Here is a 16,371-nt window from a genome sequence, read left to right on the forward strand (position 1 = left end):
GGCGCCTAGCCGCCCGCCCGCGCCCCGGGCAGCCTGACCCCACGCGACCCATTGCCAAGTCATGTCCGAATCCGGATGCTGGACGCGCTGCGTAATTCCCATCCGGTGCGAGTGACAGCATGGAAAACCAGATCGAGACCATCAACAGCCTGCTGGAAACGCTGATCGCGTTCGTCGTCGCCTACGGCTTCCAGATCCTGGGCGCGCTTGTCGTCCTGGTGATCGGCCTGAAGGTCGCCTCCTGGTTCGGCCGCTATGTCGCCCGCCGGATGGAAGCGCGCGCCGTCGACACGACGCTCAGCCGCTTCCTCGGCAACGTGGTGAAACTCGTGCTCGTAGTGATGGTGGTGATCATCACGCTCGGAAACTTTGGGATCACGATCGCGCCGCTGATCGCCGCCGCCGGGGCCGCGGCCTTCGGCGCGACGGTCGCGATACAGGGTCCGCTGTCGAACTACGGGGCCGGCATCAGCATCATCCTCACCCGCCCCTTCGTCGTCGGCAACACGCTGACGGTCAAGCATGTGAGCGGCGTGGTCGAGGAGATCACCCTCGGACAAACGATCCTGATCGGCGAGGACGGCGAGCGGATCACCATCCCGAACCGCCAGATCGTCGGCGAGATACTGATCAATTCCGACGCGGTCCGGATCGTCGAAAGCCGCCTGCACCTAGCCTTTGGCGAGAATCCCAAAAGCGCCGTGGCCGCGATACGCGAAGCGATCGCCGAGACGATGAACGTGGGCAAGCCGGACTTGGCATCGCTTGCGCGTCCGGAAGCTCAGGTCGGGATCGAGGATTTCGCCCCCTGGGGCTTTGTCATCGGCCTGCGATACTGGGTGCCGAGCCAGCAATATTACATCGAGCGCTTCCGCATCAACGCCGCCGTGCACGCGGCCCTGGCCGGCAAGGGCATAAAGCTGTTGCCGGTCGCTGCAGCAACGGCGCAGTCGGTCGCCAGCATAACCGCTAATACGTCAGGATATCGCGAAAGCTAGACAGGAATTCTTCGGAACCGCCCAAGTTGTCCGGACAAAATAAAAGGGTGGAACAATGTCCACCCTCCCAGTCTTTTTTATGCAAGGTTTGTTCTGTTTCCACGATCATTCGTTTCCGGATAACCGCCCCGCGGATCCATTTGCGGATCCGACCCCCCTGCTTGTTTTCCTCCCCTGACTTGGGCCGCGAATTCCTGAGCGACCGGCATTATGATCGCCCCTCCGTGCCGCGTCTAGCGCTTTCTGGGCAACACCTTTGCGCCACGATGTGGCAATATTGGCGCAAGCGGCACGGGCCGATTGCGCGTCGCACGGCAATTCGCGGGGCCTGCCCGGCGTTCAGCGTCGGCCGGCCGTGTTCATCGCCAGCGCCGTGACGCCGCCCCGGGACGGGCTTCCGTCGGCGAGCGCGACAGGCCAGGTTTCCTTAAAACCGCGGGCCTCGAGCGTGGCGCGGGCAGCATCGATCCGTTCAGCCGCGAACGGCCCGACGGTGACCCTGTGATAACGCGACCCGTCGACCTCGACATCGACCATCATGGGCCGGAGGTCGACGGCCCGCACCATCATCGCGTGCGCGTGGTCGCGGCTGCGATAACTGCCGAGCACCAGATAGCGGGGTTCGGACAATCCTGCCACGCCGCCCGGCAAGCCCACGGGAACTCGGGCCGCGACAGGCTGCGAACCCGGGCCGGAGGCGCTGGCGGCGGCAGATGCCGGTGCCGCCTCGGCGATCGTCGCGGCATCGACGGTCCGATCGGCAGGAATCGCGGAATAGCCGCCGTCCCGGCCGGTCGGATAGACCGGATCGTCATCGGCCGCGAGCAGGACCGATCCGTCACCTTCTTCAAACTCCGAGCAAACCGGCTCGCCATCGAGCAGGCGAAGAATCGCGCAATCCTCGTCGACAACCGCCGACAGCGCATGATCGGTCATGCTTTTCCCGGACATCGCCAGGCTGATACCGTCGAGCGCCCAGCTCGCCGCCGTGATCGCAGGAGGAAGGGCGCAACCGCCCAGCAGAAAGGACGCCATCCCGATTATCGCCAGGGCTCGCATAGTCGCACCCTCCGTTCAGAGACCCCCGCCCTGTTGAAAAATTGTGAATGATTGAGGATAACGACAGTTTAACGGTAGAATTTTCTACAATTTTTATCTTTTCATTATATGTTACCTCAATTGTACGGAATCATTACTTAAATCGATATCCATAAAGATCGCATTATTAGATAAATTTTCATTTTGTGTGACTTCTGTGAGGCAACTTGCCGGCCAGGCGCGGAACACGGGTTTGCGTGCCAACCTGCGTTCAGGCCAGCCGGGCATTTACCGCTGCGCCATTGTCGGCTAGACCGACGGTCGCGTACGAACCGTTACAGGGATCCGGTATTCTGATGATCAAGGCCGTGCTTTGGGATTTCGGGGGCGTTTTCACGACGAGCCCGTTCGACAATTTCAGCCGATACGAGCGGGAGAACGGCCTCCCGGCGAATTTCCTGCGCGGTATCAACGCGACCAATCCGGACAGCAACGCCTGGGCGCGGTTCGAGCGGAGCGAGATCGACCTGGATGCGTTCGACCGGCTTTTCGAGACCGAGAGCCGGGCGGCCGGTCGTCCGGTTCCGGGCCGCCAGATCATCGCGCTGCTGGCGGGCCAGGTCCGCCCGGAAATGGTGATCGCGCTCCGTCGTTGCCGCGAGCAATTCGTCTGCGGCTGCATCACCAACAACGTCGCCGCCGGCAGTGGCCCGGGCATGGCGACGGACCCTGAGCGCGCCGACGAAGTCGCCGAGGTGATGTCCCTCTTTCATCTGGTCGTCGAATCGAGCCGCCTCGGCCTGAGGAAACCGGACCCGGAAATCTACGCCCATGCCTGCCGGGAACTCGCCATCGACCCGAAGGAGACCGTCTATCTGGACGATCTCGGCATCAATCTGAAGCCTGCCAGGGCAATGGGAATGCGGACGATCAAGGTCAGTGCGGCCGGGCCCGCCCTAGCGGAGCTCGAGACGCTGCTCGGTATCCCGCTTCGCTAGGCGTGCGGTCCGCCGGAGTACCGACTGCCGATAATGCCTGACGACCTCCTTGAGGGTCGCCTCGGTCACGCCATCACGCCGCATCACGGCGCGAACCAGCGGATCGGCCAGCACGTCCCGCAAGTCGGGCTCACCGGCCATGAATTCGGAATCGAGCATTACGTTTCCCATCACTGCCTCTAAAGCGCCCCCCAATCGGGGAGACCGACCCTGAGCATCTCCGTGCCCTATTCCAACATAGGAACGGGGTCGTGAAATTTCTGTGACTTCCGCTACGAGATGCGAAACGAATCGTGAAATCGGCCGACGCCGTGGCGCCGGGAATGCAAAGGCCGCCGTCCCGATAGGGACGACGGCCCCGGCATCCGCTCCGGCCGAAGCCGGACGACAGGCTCAGATCGTCTGCTCGATATTGCCGAGACGGGCGGTGAGCTTCAGGTTTTCCGCGTAATCGACGGGTACCGCGATCAGCGCGGGGCCGTCCTGGCGGAACGCCTCTTCGAGAGCCGGCTTGAACTGGTCAGCCGACGTCAGGGTCTTGCCCCACATCCCGAACGACTTTGCCAGCAGTTCGAAATCGGGATTGTTGAAGGCGAGTTCGGAATGCTCGCCGTTGAAGGAGTTCTGCTGCTTCCACTTGATCAGGCCGTACTCGTTGTCGCACCAGACCAGGACGACGAAGCGCATCTTCTCGCGGACCGCGGTTTCCAGATCCTGGACGTTCATCAGGAAGCCGGCATCGCCGCAAATGGCCAGCACGCGCGATTCCGGACAGGCGACGGTCGCCCCCATCGCGCCGGGCAGCGCGAAGCCCATCGAGCAGAAGCCGTTGGAGATCAGGCAGGTATTGGCTTCGTCGCATTGGTAGTAGCGGGAAACCCACATCTTGTGGGCCCCGACGTCAGACAGCAGGATGTCGGCCGGGCCCATGACTTCGCGGACGTCCCACAGCATCTTCTGCGGCTTCATCGGGAAGGACTTGTCGTCCTTCTCCATCGCGAAATCGTCGAGGATGCGCTGGCGCAGCTTGGCCCAGCGCTTCGGGTCGAACAGCGGCAGCTTGCCGAAATCGCCGAACCGGGCGTTCAGTTCCTCGTTGATCTGCCAGAGGGCGTCGGCGATGTCCGCCACGACCTCGGCCGCGACCGGATAGGCATCGTCGACCTCCGCCGGCCAGAAATCGATATGCACGATGGTCTTGTCGCCGTCCTTGTTCCAGCGCTCCGGCGAATACTCGACGAGGTCATAGCCGACGGTGATGATGACGTCGGCATTGTCGACCGCGACATTCGTGTGATCGCGCCCCTGGAGGCCGATCGTGAACAGGCAATGCTCGTCGCTGCGCGGCACCGCGCCCTTGCCCATGAAGGTATTGATGACCGGGATACCGGTCTTCCGGGAGAACCGGCGGAGCTGCTTGGCGGTGCGTTTGCGGACCGCGCCGTTGCCGGCGAGCACCAGCGGGTTCTTGGCTGCGGCGATGACATCGACCGCCTGCTTGACCGCCTTGTGGTCGGCGGCGGCGCGGCGCGTCGTCGTCGGCCGCATCGGCCCGGCCTTGGTCATTTCCTCCGCGAGATTCTCTGGCAGTTCGATCAGGCAGGCGCCGGGCTTCTCCGACTCGGCGACCTTGAAGGCCTTGCGGACCACCTCGGGGATGTTGTCCGGGTGATGGATCGACTGCGCCCACTTGGTGATCGGGCGGAACATCGCCACCGAATCCATGTTCTGGTGGCTTTCCTTGTGCAGCCGCTCGGTATCGGCCTGGCCGATGATCGCGACCAGCGGCGCGCGATCCATGTTGGCGTCCGCCACGCCGGTCACCAGGTTGGTCGCTCCCGGCCCGAGCGTCGCCAGGCAGACACCGGTCTTGCCGGTCAACCGGCCATAGGCATCCGCCATGAACGCCGCGGCCTGCTCGTGACGGCACAGCACGAATTTGATCTTGCTCTTGTTGAGCGAAATCATGACATCGGCATTCTCCTCGCCCGGAATGCCGAAGATGTGCGTCACCCCCTCATTTTCCAGACAGCGGACAAACAGATCGGATGCTTTCATGGTTCTTGTTCTCCCTAGGTTTTGAGCCGACCGGTCGGGGCCGCGCGTTATGATCTGGTCAGGAGGTGAATATCGACCTAATAGAGTCGCATACTCGGCGCCAGGTGAATCCACCTCGATAGGGAGGCCCTGATTCAGGCACCCTTTTTCGGCGGATCGTCCTGTTCGCCGTCTAGTTTCTTGCCTTCAAGCGTCCTTTCCGCTTTTGTTCGAGCCTGCCGCTCGCGATCCTTCTCGGCCTTGGTCAGGCCGGTTCGTCGGCGGTTTTCCTCGGCGCGGCTCTGCGCTTCAGCGCGGACCCTCGCCTTTCGGTATTTGTTCAGGTTGACGATATCTCCCATGACGCTTCCCCCTCACCGTGCGCCGATATTTTGTTTCGCCATCCAGCAACATGTAATTTAGACGAAAGCGGGAGCGGCGAAAACCATTGAGACTCCATCACTTGATCTTCATCACTTGATCCTCCGGTGAGCCACCCGTGACGCGCCTGACGATCGCACTCCTGATTCCACTCGTATTCCTGGGTCTCGCCGCCCTCGTCGCGCCGAGCTTCATCGACTGGAACGCCCACAAGCCGCGGATCGCCGGCGTCGTGGCGCGTGAGACCGGTCTCAACCCCGATCTGGCCGGCAACGTCTCGCTGACGCTGCTGCCTCGGCCGGCACTTTCGCTCGGGGATGTCACGCTGTCCGGTGATCGCGGCGACTCGCCGCTGCGGGCCCTGACGGCCGAGCGGCTCGATATCCGTCTCGCGCTCCTTCCGCTGCTGACCGGCGCGATCGAGGCCGAGGATATCGTCCTCGTTCGCCCGGCGATGACCGTCGATCTCGGTGCGCTCGCCTCCGGTCGGGCCAACGATCCGCTGGCCGGGACCGCCGCGCTCCGCCGGCTGCAACTCGAGAATGCCAGTCTTCGCCTGATCGACGAGGACCGCGGGATCGACATCGCCATCCCGGAAATCGACGGGCGTTTCGATGCCCGCGATTCGCGCGGCCCGTTCGATCTCAAGGGCCGGCTGATGCTGGCAGACGAGCCGGCCGCCTTCCAGGTCTCGATCGGACGGATCGGCGACGACGGCAGCGCCGCGCTCGGCGCGCAGTTGCTGATCGAACGCCCGGCGACCGGTTCGATCCGTTTCAACGGGCGCCTCGGCGGGCGCCCCGGCACAGGTTCCGGCGGCGGCAGGTCGGCCGACGGCATTGCCCTGACCGGCCGGCTGAAAGCCGAGGGGCCCGACGGCTGGGCGCTGCTCGCCGCGTTGCCGCCGCTCGGCGCCCTGGCGGCCGATAGCCCGAACGCACCGCTCGCGCTCGACCTGACCGCCGACCTTGGCCTCGAAGGGGGGCGGCTGACACTTACCGGGCTTTCCCTCAGACTGGGCGACATGCTCGCCAAAGGCCTGGTCGGGGTTCGCTTCGGCCAGACACCGACGGTAACCGCGTCACTCGAACTGAACCGCCTGGATATCGACCGCGAACTGGCCCGCTGGCCGGACTCCGATCGCGCCGGATCGTTCGCCGGGCGGCTGCGCCAGGCCTCGGTTCCCGAGGCCATGCATGGCAGCCTGAGCGTCGCCGTCGGTGCGATCAACTGGCGCGGGCAGATAGTCCGGCAGGCCCGGTTCACGGCCGAGGCAATCCACGGCCGGATCGCGATCGGCGAGGCCTCGGCATTTCTTCCCGGCGACACGGAGCTGCGCGCCGATGGCACTGTCGAGAACAGCGCGGCAGGCCTCGCCTTCGACGGCAAGGTCCGGCTCCGCTCCAGCAACATCCGCGGCCTGGCCGAATGGCTCGGCGCCGACAGCGCGGCGATCCCGGAGGACAGGCTTCGCCAGACACAGCTCGCGGCCCGGCTGCATATCGATCACCGGGCGGTCGCGCTGAGCAAGATCGACGGCATCGTCGACAACAGCCGCCTCGGCGGCGCGGCGACGATCGCGCTGCGCAGCCGGCCGTCCTTCGGCCTGGACATCGCCATCGACCGGCTCAATCTCGACGCCTATCTCGCGCCCGCGTCGGACGCTCCGGCGACGGCGAACATGCCCCGTGATGCCTTCCTCGCCCGCCTGGCCGGCTTCGACAGCTCGGCCGCGCTGCAGATCGGCGCCCTGACCTGGCACGGGGTCAACCTGCAGAACTTCGCGCTCGACGCCTATCTCTATAATGGTGCGCTCGCCCTCAACCAGCTTTCAGTCGGCGACCTGTCAGGGCTCCGGGCCTCAGCCGGCGGCCGGGTCGAGAACCTTGCGGGGAATCCGCAGTTCGACATCGTCTTCGATGGCCGGACAGACAGCCTCGCCCGGACCGCGCGCGGTCTCGACCTCGAACTGCCGGCCCATTTCAAGGCGCTGCGCGAGGCGCGGGTGAACGGCAAGGTGAGCGGGCGCGCCGACCGGCTCTCCATCGACGCGGACGGGGAGATCAACGCCGCCGACTTCACTCTCCAGGGGTTTCTCGGCGACCCCTTCGGCCACGTCACCTATGACGGAAGCGTCGCCGTGCATACCCGCGACCTCGCTCTCCTGCTCGGCCCCTACGCGCGGGGCTTCGCCGGCGACGGCGACAACGCGGAGCTCAAGATCGACGGTCACGGCGACGAGAAGGCCGCGCGCCTCCGGGCCAGCGCGACCGTGAACCGTCTCGAAGCGTCGTTCGATGGAGACCTTCTGGTCTCGCCGGCGGCCGACAGCGGGCTCCGCGGCACGCTCGCGCTGCGCCATCCGTCGCTCGACACGATCCCGCTTCCCGACGGCCGCATGCTGCCCGGGCCCTTCGGCGCCGCGAAACTCGTCGCGGCGGTCGACGCGGGCTCCGACGGCTTCCGGCTCGACGAACTCGTCATGACCCTGGGCAACAGCGACGCCGAGGGCGGGCTCGCAATCGACTGGCAAGGTCCGCGAACGACGGTCGCGGCCACGCTCGATGCCCGTCGGCTCGACCTCGCGCCCCTGGTGGAGACGCTCGAGCGCGAGGCCGGGCAGGAGGGCGGCCCGGCGGCCGGTGGCGGCTGGCCGCGTTCGGTCATCGATTTCTCCAGCCTCCTTGGCTTTGACGGCACGCTGACGCTGCATGCTGCGATCGTCGATCTCGGCGCGACGGCACTCGGCGACATGGCCTTCGATGGCGCGCTGAAAGCCGGTCGGCTGGAGGTCCGGGACTGGCGCGCCGGCCTGTTCGACGGTGCCATGACGGCATCCGGCAGCCTCGACGTCGCGACCTCGCCGGCCCGGGTCGCCTTCGATTTCCGGCTCGACAACGGCGCCGTCGACGCCTTGCCGCCGCCCTACGACGGCATGATGATCGGCAAGGCGCGCGGCGATCTCCATCTCAGGGGCGAGAGCGCGGGACGGAGCATCTTCCAGCTCGTCCGCAGCCTGGACGGCGAGGCCCGCATCAGCGGCCGCGACGGCGTGCTGCGCGGGCTGGACCTGGCCGGACTGCTGGACCGGCGCGGCGAGCGGCCGGGCATCGCCGAGGCCCGCGCGCTTGTCGCCGCGGCGCTCGACGGCGGCGAAACCCCCTTCGCGCACGGCGGCGGGGCCTGGCGGATCGAGCGCGGTGTGGCAACCACCGAACCGACCGTCTTCAGCCTTGATGGCGCCCGGGCGATCCTGACCGGCCGTGTCGACCTGGATCGCTGGGAAACCCGCAGCAGGCTGATGATCGAGCTCGATGGGCCGCCGGGCGCGCCGCCGTTCGGCGTCGGCCTGTCCGGCCCCCTGCTCCGGCCGGATCGGGATCCGATCCTGCGTCCGCTCGCGACCTTCATAGCCGACGGCGGTTTCGCCCGGAACTAGGCGGAACCCGTTCCGTCCCCCTCCGGAATGTCCCACGAATCCCTCGCGACCGCGTCGAGGACGAAGACCCGGATGGCGCTCGACAGATTGCCACTCCGGCGGGCGTCTATATCGCTCGCCAGCCTGTTCACGCTGACCCCCCGCGCCTCGGCGATCGCCACGAAATGGCGCCAGAAGGCCGCCTCCAGCGAGACCGAGGTGCGGTGCCCGGAGATGACCAGGCTGTGCTTTTCCATGGCCGATGCCGCCGGATCCGGCGCGACTGTCATTCGCCGGTCATTGTCGCCGGGTCGACCAGCCGGTCGAAGCTTTCGGCGTCGATCCTGCCCGAGGCGAGCGCCGCCTCGCGAAGCGTGAGGCCCTCGGCATGGGCATGCTTGGCGATCGCGGCGGCGGCGTCGTAACCGATTTCCGGCGCCAGCGCGGTCACCAGCATCAGCGAACGACCGAGATGGAGCGCGATCCGCTCGCGATCCGGCTCGATGCCCTCGACACAGCGCTGGTGGAAGGAAGCGGCCGCGTCGCCAAGCAGGACGATCGACTGCAACACATCGAAGACGATCAGCGGCTTGGCGATATTGAGTTCGAGTTCGCCGCCGCTCGCCGCGATCGTGACCGCGACATGGAGCCCCATCACCTGGGCGGCAACCATCGCCAGCGCCTCGGCCTGCGTGGGATTGACCTTGCCCGGCATGATCGAGGAGCCGGGTTCGTTCGCCGGCAGGCGGATCTCACCGATCCCCGTGCGCGGCCCGGAACTGAGCAGGCGGATATCGTTGGCGATCTTGCGAAGCGCCACGGCGGTCGTGTTGAGCGCGCCGGAGAAGCCGACCATGGCATCATGCGCGGCGATCCCGGAAAAGCGGTTGTCCGCGACGCGGAACGGCGCGCCGGTCGCGGCCGACAGCCGTTCGGCGACGCCTGCCGCGAAGCCGGCCGGCGCGTTCAGCCCGGTTCCCACCGCGGTGCCACCGATCGCCAGTTCATGGAGCGGCCCGGCTGCCGCGTCGAGCTGCCCGATCGCCTGGCGGACCTGTGCCGTGTAGCCGGAAAAAACCTGGCCGAGGGTAATCGGCACCGCGTCCTGCAGATGGGTTCGACCGGTCTTGACGATATCGGCGAAGGCGTCGGCCTTCTGCTCCAGCGCGTCGCCGAGCCCGTCGAGGGCCGGCCGCAGGCGGTCGCGGAACGCGATCACGGTCGCGACATGCATCGTCGTCGGCACGGAATCGTTCGAGGACTGGCCCCGGTTCACATGGTCGTTCGGATGCACCGGCCGCGTCCGGTCGAGCGGCGCATCGAGCGGCACGCCGAGCAGTTCGTTGGCCCGGCTGGCGATCACCTCGTTCACGTTCATGTTGCTTTGCGTGCCCGAGCCGGTCTGCCAGACGACTAGCGGGAAATGTCCGTCAAAGCGGCCGGCGACGACCTCGCCGGCGGCCCGGACGATCGCCTGGCCGGGCTCGGCCGGCAGGTTGCCAAGGGCCATGTTGGTTTCGGCTGCGACGCGCTTCAGCAACGCATGCGCGTGGATGAAGGCAAGCGGCATGCGGTCGCCGCCGATCGGGAAATTCGCGAGCGAGCGCTGGGTCTGCGCGCCCCAGTAGCGATCAGCCGGGACGCGGACTTCGCCCAGGCTGTCGCGCTCGACCCGCATCTCCTCGTCGCCCTGCATGATGCTGCCCCGACCGGGCGTGCCGGCCCCTCAGATCTCCGCGAAGAAGTCGTTGCCCTTGTCGTCGACGACGATGAAGGCGGGGAAATCCTCGACCTCGATGCGCCAGACCGCCTCCATCCCGAGTTCGGGAAATTCCTGCACCTCGACCTTCTTGATGCAGTTGAGTGCCAGGATCGCGGCCGGCCCGCCGATCGAACCGAGATAGAAGCCGCCATGCTTCTTGCAGGCGACCGTGACCTGCTTGCTGCGGTTGCCCTTGGCGAGCGTGATCATGCTGCCGCCAAGCGCCTGGAACTGGTCGACATAGGCATCCATGCGTCCCGCGGTGGTCGGCCCGAACGAACCGGAGGCGTAACCGGCCGGGGTTTTCGCGGGCCCGGCGTAATAGATCATGTGATTCTTGAAATAGTCCGGCATCTCGCCGCCGCCCTCGATCCGTTCCCGGATCAGCTTGTGAGCCTGGTCGCGGGCGACGATCAGGGTCCCGGTCAGGCTCAATCGCGTGCGGATCGGATATTGCGAAAGCTTCGCCAGGATATCCTTCATCGGCATGTTGAGGTCGATCTTGACGACGTCGCCGCTCAGTGCGTCCTCGGTGATCTCCGGCAGATACTTGGCGGGATCGGTTTCCAACTTCTCCAGGAAAACGCCGTCGCGGTTGATCTTGGCCTTGACCTGGCGATCGGCCGAGCAGGAAACGCCGACCCCGATCGGCACGCTGGCGCCGTGGCGCGGCAGCCGGATGACGCGAACGTCATGGCAGAAATACTTGCCGCCGAACTGCGCGCCGATGCCGATCTTGCGGCTCAGTTCCAGAACCTTCTGCTCCATTTCGGGATCGCGGAAGGCCCGGCCATGCTCGTTGCCCTCGGTCGGCAGTTCGTCGAGATAGTGGCAGGAGGCGAGCTTGACGGTCTTCAGGTTGAGTTCCGCCGAGGTGCCGCCGATGACGATCGCCAGGTGATAGGGCGGGCAGGCCGCGGTGCCGAGAGCCCGGATCTTTTCCTCGATGAACGGCATCAGCCGCTCGGGCGTCAGGACGCTCGGCGTCTCCTGATAGAGGAAGGTCTTGTTGGCCGAGCCGCCGCCCTTGGCCACGAAGAGGAACTTGTACTCGCTGCCGGGCGTCGCGTAGAGGTCGATCTGGGCCGGCAGGTTGGTCGCGGTGTTCTTCTCCAGGAACATCGACAGCGGCGCGAGCTGGGAATATCGGAGATTCGTCTCCGTATAGGTCTTGAAGACCCCGCGCGAAAGCGCCGCCTCGTCCTCGCCGTCGGTCCAGACGAACTGGCCCTTCTTGCCCATGATGATCGCAGTGCCGGTATCCTGGCAGCCGGGCAGGACCATGCCGGCGGCGATGTTGGCATTCTTCATCAGTTCCAGGGCGACGAAGCGGTCATTCGCCGAAGCCTCGTCGTCCTCGAGAATGTTCCGGAGCTGCTGGAGATGCCCGGGCCGCAGCAGATGAGCGACATCGCGCATCGCCTCGGCGGCAAGCTGGGTCAGCGCGTCGGCCTTCACTTCCAGCACTTCGCGGCCGCCGACATCCCGGACCGTGACGAAATCGCCGTCGATGCGCCGGTAGGGCGTGTCGTCGGACGCGAGCGGAAACATTTCCTGGTAATGGAAATCAGCCATTGTGCCAGTCGCCTCTTTTGCCTTGGTGATCCGCCGGACCCGCGCGCAGGCGCGCCGGCTGCTACTTCTTGCGGAACGCGTCCAGGGTCACGACCTCGGCCCCTTCCGCGGGGCGGGGCTTCTCGTTCTCCTGCGGGCTCGGCGCATCGTCGCCGGCCGGCTCCGGGGCTGGAGGCGCCGCACCGGATGGGACATTGAACTGCAGGCCGAACTGGACGCTCGGATCGGCAAACGCGGTCACCGCCGCATACGGGATGACCAGCTGCTCCTGCACCTTGTTGAACGAGAGCCCGACGCTGAAGCCCTCCTCCTCCACCGTCAGTTCCCAGAACTGGTGCTGCAGGACGATCGTCATTTCTTCCGGATAGCGCGCGCGCAGGTAGGGCGGAATTCGCACACCCGGGAAATGCGTGCGGAAGGTCACGTAGAAATGGTGTTCGCCCGGCATGCCTTCGGTCGCGGCAACCAGCAACGCCCGGCGGAGCACACTGCGAAGCGCGCTCTCAACCATCTCGTTATAATCCAGCGATTCCTGATTCATCGATGTCCCGTCCGTGTCGGCCCCGAGTATAGACGTGGACGGAGGCGCAATTCGAGCCCAAAAAATGCACGCACATATGGCCCGGCCAACGGCACGCGGCCCCGGACGGGCACGAACGGGTGAACTGCAAGAGAGGAGAGGAGTGGAGGGCTTCTGTTGCCAGGTGCCCTCCGAACCCCGTTATTGCTGCCTAATTAGGCAGCAACAGCAAATGCCTCATTGTCGTTGGCATTTGTGAAAAAGACCCGATAACGGTGGTATCATGCCGGGCGAAAACTGTATCTTTACTGCGCGCGTCGAGCCTGTTTCGCCCCCAGCAGAACGACACCGGGATGACCCCGTCGATGTCGTTGTGGTGGAGGCGCCGGGTACCGCCCCCGGGTCCGCTACGCCTATTCCATAGAGCGTTTATCGCCATAGTCGGTTGCCCGACACCCCTAATATAGGCGGTAAAAGCGGGATTGCAAAGTGCGGCGGAGCACGATTCCGGGGTGGCTCAGCGGAAGCACCCTGCGCTATATATAGCGGCCCGGAACCGAAGAGAGGCCAGATGCGGATCAATCCCGAGCAGCAAGCCGAAATCGACAGCCTGCGGGCCGAGCCCAGGCCGAGTCTGCGGCCGTCGGTCGCCGCGCTTGAGGAAATCCTCTACCAGCCGCTCCCGGTGCTCGATCACGGCTTCGTTCGCGTCATCGACTACATGGGCGACGACGCCGCCGTCGTGCAGGCGGCCCGGGTCTCCTACGGCAAGGGAACCAAGCGGGTTTCCGAGGACCGCGGGCTGATCAACTATCTCATCCGGCACTGGCACACGACGCCGTTCGAGATGTGCGAGATCAAGTATCACGTGAAGCTGCCGATTTTCGTTGCCCGCCAGTGGATCCGCCACCGGACCGCCAACGTGAACGAATATTCGGCGCGCTACTCGATCCTCGATCGCGAGTTCTACATCCCGGAGCCCGAGCAGCTTGCCGTGCAATCGGCACAGAACCGCCAGGGACGCGGCAATGTACTGGCCCCGGACGAGGCGCGCCGCGTCCAGGACCTGCTGCGGGCCGATGCCGAGCAGGTCTACGGCCATTACGAGGACATGCTCAACGAGCGCGAGGACGGCAGCGTCATCGATCCGGAAAGGGACGGGCTGGCCCGGGAACTTGCTCGCATGGACCTGACCCTCAACTTCTATACGCAATGGTACTGGAAGACCGACCTGCACAACCTGATGCACTTCCTGAACCTGCGCGCGGACGCCCATGCCCAGTTCGAGATCCGCGCCTATGCCGATGTCATGCTGGACACCCTGAAGCGCTGGGTGCCGATCACCTTCGACGCCTTCATGAACTACCGGGCGAACGGTGCCCAGCTCTCGGCCGCCGGCCTCGACGTGGTCCGCCGCATGCTGGCAGGCGAAACGGTCGAGCAGGCAGGCAGCGGCCTCAGCGCCCGGGAATGGCGTGAACTCATGGCGACACTCGGCCGCGACTGATCGTCCGTCCGCGGTTTTCTCGGCACAAAACGATGCCTCCCATCGTCTCTTGAACGGCGACTGCCCCGTGACGGCCAGGATTGGCGCGGCGGGCGACGCGGACAGGGCCGATGAGAGGATCGATCGCGATGCTGAGAACCATCCTGACCGGCATGCAGCAGGCATTGGAAGCCATTCAGAAGACCACCACCCTGACGCTTGGCGTCGAGGGCGGCGTGCCGCCGAGCTACAGCCTCGACGTCCTCGCCGGCGTGCTCATCGACCTGACGAAGATCGTCAGCCTGATGCCGAACCAGGTCAAGGCGGTCGAGGCGATCCTGCAGGCCAATGTCAACGAGAACCGCGAAACCATCAAGAAGATGGACAGCGGGAACAAGCCCTGGTTCGACGCCACGATGGCGGTCTACGCGGCGATGTTCCGGAGCGTCGAGACCCTGCTCCGCGACATCTACCGCGAGGCCGACGATCCGGATGGCACCAAGGAAAAGGCCTGGGAGCAGCGCATCCAGGACATTCGCGTCAAGTTCAGGCTCGACAACGAGGAGCTGCAGGACGACGTCCGCGACTTCATCCTCGCCGCGCAGCCGGCGGAGGCGAGCGGCGGCCAGCTCAACGTGCGCTGACGGCCGGCCCCGGCGGCCGGACCGACGGTTCAGACGGCGACGATCTTTCCGGGATTCATGATGTTGTCCGGGTCGAGCGCCTGCTTGAGGGTCCGCATCACGCTGAGCGCCTCACCATGCTCGGCCTGCAGGAACTTCATCTTGCCGTAGCCGACGCCGTGCTCGCCGGTGCAGGTGCCGCCGAGCGCCAGGGCCCGCATGACGAGCCGGTCGTTCAGACGGTGCGCCTCGGCCAGTTCCTCGGGCTTGTCCGGGTCGAGCAGGAAGGAAAGGTGGAAATTGCCGTCGCCGACATGGCCGACCAGCGGCGCCAGCAGGAACGATCCGGCAAGATCCTTCTTGGTCTCGACGATACATTCGGCAAGCGCCGAGATCGGCACGCAGACATCGGTCGGCCAGCCCTTGGAACCCGGCCGCATGGCCAGCGCCGCGTAATAGGCATTATGCCGCGCTTCCCAGAGCCGGCTGCGGTCCTCGGTCCGGCTGCTCCAGCGGAAATCGCCGCCGCCATGATCGCCGCAGATCGCGCCTACCGTCTCGGCCTGTTCCGCGACACCGGCTTCCGAACCGTGAAACTCCAGGAACAGCGTCGGCTGGGCCGGGTAGTCGAGGCCGGAGTAATTCCGGATCGCCTCCATCTGGACCTCGTCGAGCAGCTCGATCCGGGCGACCGGCACGCCGGCCTGGATGGTGGTGATGACCGCCTGCACCGCGCCTTCGATATCGGGAAAGGAGACGACCGCGGCGGAAATCGATTCCGGAATGCCGTAGAGCCGGAGGGTGACCTCGGTAATGACGCCGAGCGTCCCCTCGGAACCGACGAACAGCCGGGTCAGGTCGTATCCCGCCGACGATTTCCGGGCACGCTGCGCGGTGCGGATGACGCGGCCGTCGGCCAGCACCACAGTGAGCGCCAGCACATTCTCGCGCATGGTGCCGTAGCGGACCGCGTTGGTGCCCGACGCGCGGGTCGCCGCCATGCCGCCCAGCGAGGCATTGGCGCCGGGATCGATCGGGAAGAACAGGCCGGTATCGCGCAGATGCTCGTTGAGTTGCTTGCGGGTGACGCCGGGCTGGACCGTGCAATCCAGATCCTCGGCGCTGACCCGCAGAATGGCGTTCATCTCGCCGAGATCGATCGTCACACCGCCATGCAGCGCGTTCACATGCCCTTCAAGGGAAGTCCCGGTGCCGAACGGGACGACCGGGACGCGATGAGCGGCACAGATCTTCACGATCGCCGCCACTTCCTCGGTGCTCCGGGCGAAACACACCGCCTCGGGCGCCGCGGTCTCGTGCCAGCTCTCGTCGTGGCCATGCTGTTCGCGCACTGCCGCGGCGGTGCTCACCCGTTCGCCGAGCAACGCCTTCAGTTCCTCGAGCCAGTCATTCCGCAATGCCGTCGCAACACTCATCGGATTTCTCCATCAGCCGGCCATCGAACGTGGGCGCCGATACTAGGGCAGCCCGCGGGGTGCGGCAACAAGGCCGGCGCCGGCGGGCTTTTGGGGCGC

14 protein-coding genes and 1 other RNA gene are annotated in these 16,371 nt (G+C 65.7%); 5 read left to right on the forward strand and 10 right to left on the reverse strand.

The features are described 5' to 3' along the window. Positions 1–119: 119 nt before the first annotated feature. Positions 120–998, forward strand: coding sequence for a mechanosensitive ion channel family protein (locus OCH7691_RS16095; protein WP_085884615.1), 879 nt, complete (start codon positions 120–122; stop codon positions 996–998). Between the two features lie 339 nt (positions 999–1,337). Here OCH7691_RS16095 and OCH7691_RS16100 read toward each other — a convergent pair whose 3' ends face one another. Further along, on the reverse strand, positions 1,338–2,033 hold the full coding sequence (locus OCH7691_RS16100) for an SPOR domain-containing protein (protein WP_085884616.1): 696 nt from the start codon (positions 2,031–2,033) through the stop codon (positions 1,338–1,340). Positions 2,034–2,389: 356 nt separating this feature from the next. Here OCH7691_RS16100 and OCH7691_RS16105 point away from each other — a divergent pair, with 356 nt between their 5' ends. After that, positions 2,390–3,034, forward strand: coding sequence for an HAD-IA family hydrolase (locus OCH7691_RS16105; protein WP_085885132.1), 645 nt, complete (start codon positions 2,390–2,392; stop codon positions 3,032–3,034). On the opposite strand, the gene OCH7691_RS16110 is transcribed toward OCH7691_RS16105, so the two are convergent. From OCH7691_RS16110 to OCH7691_RS16120, 3 genes are all read right to left on the reverse strand, one after another. Beyond that, positions 2,993–3,193 (reverse strand): hypothetical protein, encoded by a 201-nt coding sequence (locus tag OCH7691_RS16110; protein WP_085884617.1) that lies wholly within the window; start codon positions 3,191–3,193, stop codon positions 2,993–2,995. The two genes, OCH7691_RS16105 and OCH7691_RS16110, sit on opposite strands and share 42 nt — an antisense overlap. Before the next feature lie 234 nt (positions 3,194–3,427). Then, positions 3,428–5,092 (reverse strand): acetolactate synthase large subunit, encoded by a 1,665-nt coding sequence (locus tag OCH7691_RS16115; RefSeq protein ID WP_085884618.1) that lies wholly within the window; start codon positions 5,090–5,092, stop codon positions 3,428–3,430. Between the two features lie 134 nt (positions 5,093–5,226). Then, positions 5,227–5,433 carry a DUF4169 family protein gene (locus OCH7691_RS16120; RefSeq protein WP_085884619.1) on the reverse strand — a complete coding sequence of 69 codons (207 nt, stop codon included), beginning with the start codon at positions 5,431–5,433 and terminating at the stop codon, positions 5,227–5,229. Between the two features lie 137 nt (positions 5,434–5,570). On the opposite strand from OCH7691_RS16120, the gene OCH7691_RS16125 reads away from it, so the two are divergent. Then, positions 5,571–8,891: an AsmA family protein gene (locus OCH7691_RS16125; RefSeq protein WP_085884620.1), complete on the forward strand. Its 3,321-nt coding sequence runs from the start codon at positions 5,571–5,573 to the stop codon at positions 8,889–8,891. Here OCH7691_RS16125 and OCH7691_RS16130 read toward each other — a convergent pair. From OCH7691_RS16130 to ssrA, 5 genes are all read right to left on the reverse strand, one after another. Further along, positions 8,888–9,160 carry a ribbon-helix-helix domain-containing protein gene (locus OCH7691_RS16130; protein ID WP_217808092.1) on the reverse strand — a complete coding sequence of 91 codons (273 nt, stop codon included), beginning with the start codon at positions 9,158–9,160 and terminating at the stop codon, positions 8,888–8,890. The genes OCH7691_RS16125 and OCH7691_RS16130 overlap by 4 nt on opposite strands. After that, positions 9,157–10,566, reverse strand: coding sequence for a class II fumarate hydratase (locus OCH7691_RS16135; RefSeq protein ID WP_085884621.1), 1,410 nt, complete (start codon positions 10,564–10,566; stop codon positions 9,157–9,159). Before OCH7691_RS16135 ends, OCH7691_RS16130 begins: the two co-directional genes overlap by 4 nt. Before the next feature lie 30 nt (positions 10,567–10,596). Further along, a complete protein-coding gene (locus OCH7691_RS16140) occupies positions 10,597–12,207 on the reverse strand; it encodes a fumarate hydratase (RefSeq protein ID WP_085884622.1) in 1,611 nt (536 codons plus the stop codon). A gap of 61 nt (positions 12,208–12,268) precedes the next feature. Continuing rightward, complete coding sequence (locus tag OCH7691_RS16145) at positions 12,269–12,748, reverse strand: SspB family protein (RefSeq protein WP_085884623.1); 480 nt, start codon at positions 12,746–12,748, stop codon at positions 12,269–12,271. Between the two features lie 141 nt (positions 12,749–12,889). Further along, positions 12,890–13,220, reverse strand: a transfer-messenger RNA (tmRNA) gene (gene ssrA, locus OCH7691_RS16150). A gap of 78 nt (positions 13,221–13,298) precedes the next feature. On the opposite strand from ssrA, the gene thyX reads away from it, so the two are divergent. Further along, positions 13,299–14,234 carry an FAD-dependent thymidylate synthase gene (thyX, locus tag OCH7691_RS16155; protein ID WP_085884624.1) on the forward strand — a complete coding sequence of 312 codons (936 nt, stop codon included), beginning with the start codon at positions 13,299–13,301 and terminating at the stop codon, positions 14,232–14,234. 128 nt (positions 14,235–14,362) lie between these two features. Next, positions 14,363–14,857 (forward strand): hypothetical protein, encoded by a 495-nt coding sequence (locus tag OCH7691_RS16160; protein WP_085884625.1) that lies wholly within the window; start codon positions 14,363–14,365, stop codon positions 14,855–14,857. A gap of 29 nt (positions 14,858–14,886) precedes the next feature. Here OCH7691_RS16160 and OCH7691_RS16165 read toward each other — a convergent pair whose 3' ends face one another. Beyond that, on the reverse strand, positions 14,887–16,272 hold the full coding sequence (locus tag OCH7691_RS16165) for an FAD-binding oxidoreductase (RefSeq protein ID WP_085884626.1): 1,386 nt from the start codon (positions 16,270–16,272) through the stop codon (positions 14,887–14,889). Positions 16,273–16,371: the final 99 nt, after the last annotated feature.

The sequence above is a fragment of the Oceanibacterium hippocampi genome (assembly GCF_900172325.1).
Taxonomy (GTDB): domain Bacteria; phylum Pseudomonadota; class Alphaproteobacteria; order Sneathiellales; family Sneathiellaceae; genus Oceanibacterium; species Oceanibacterium hippocampi.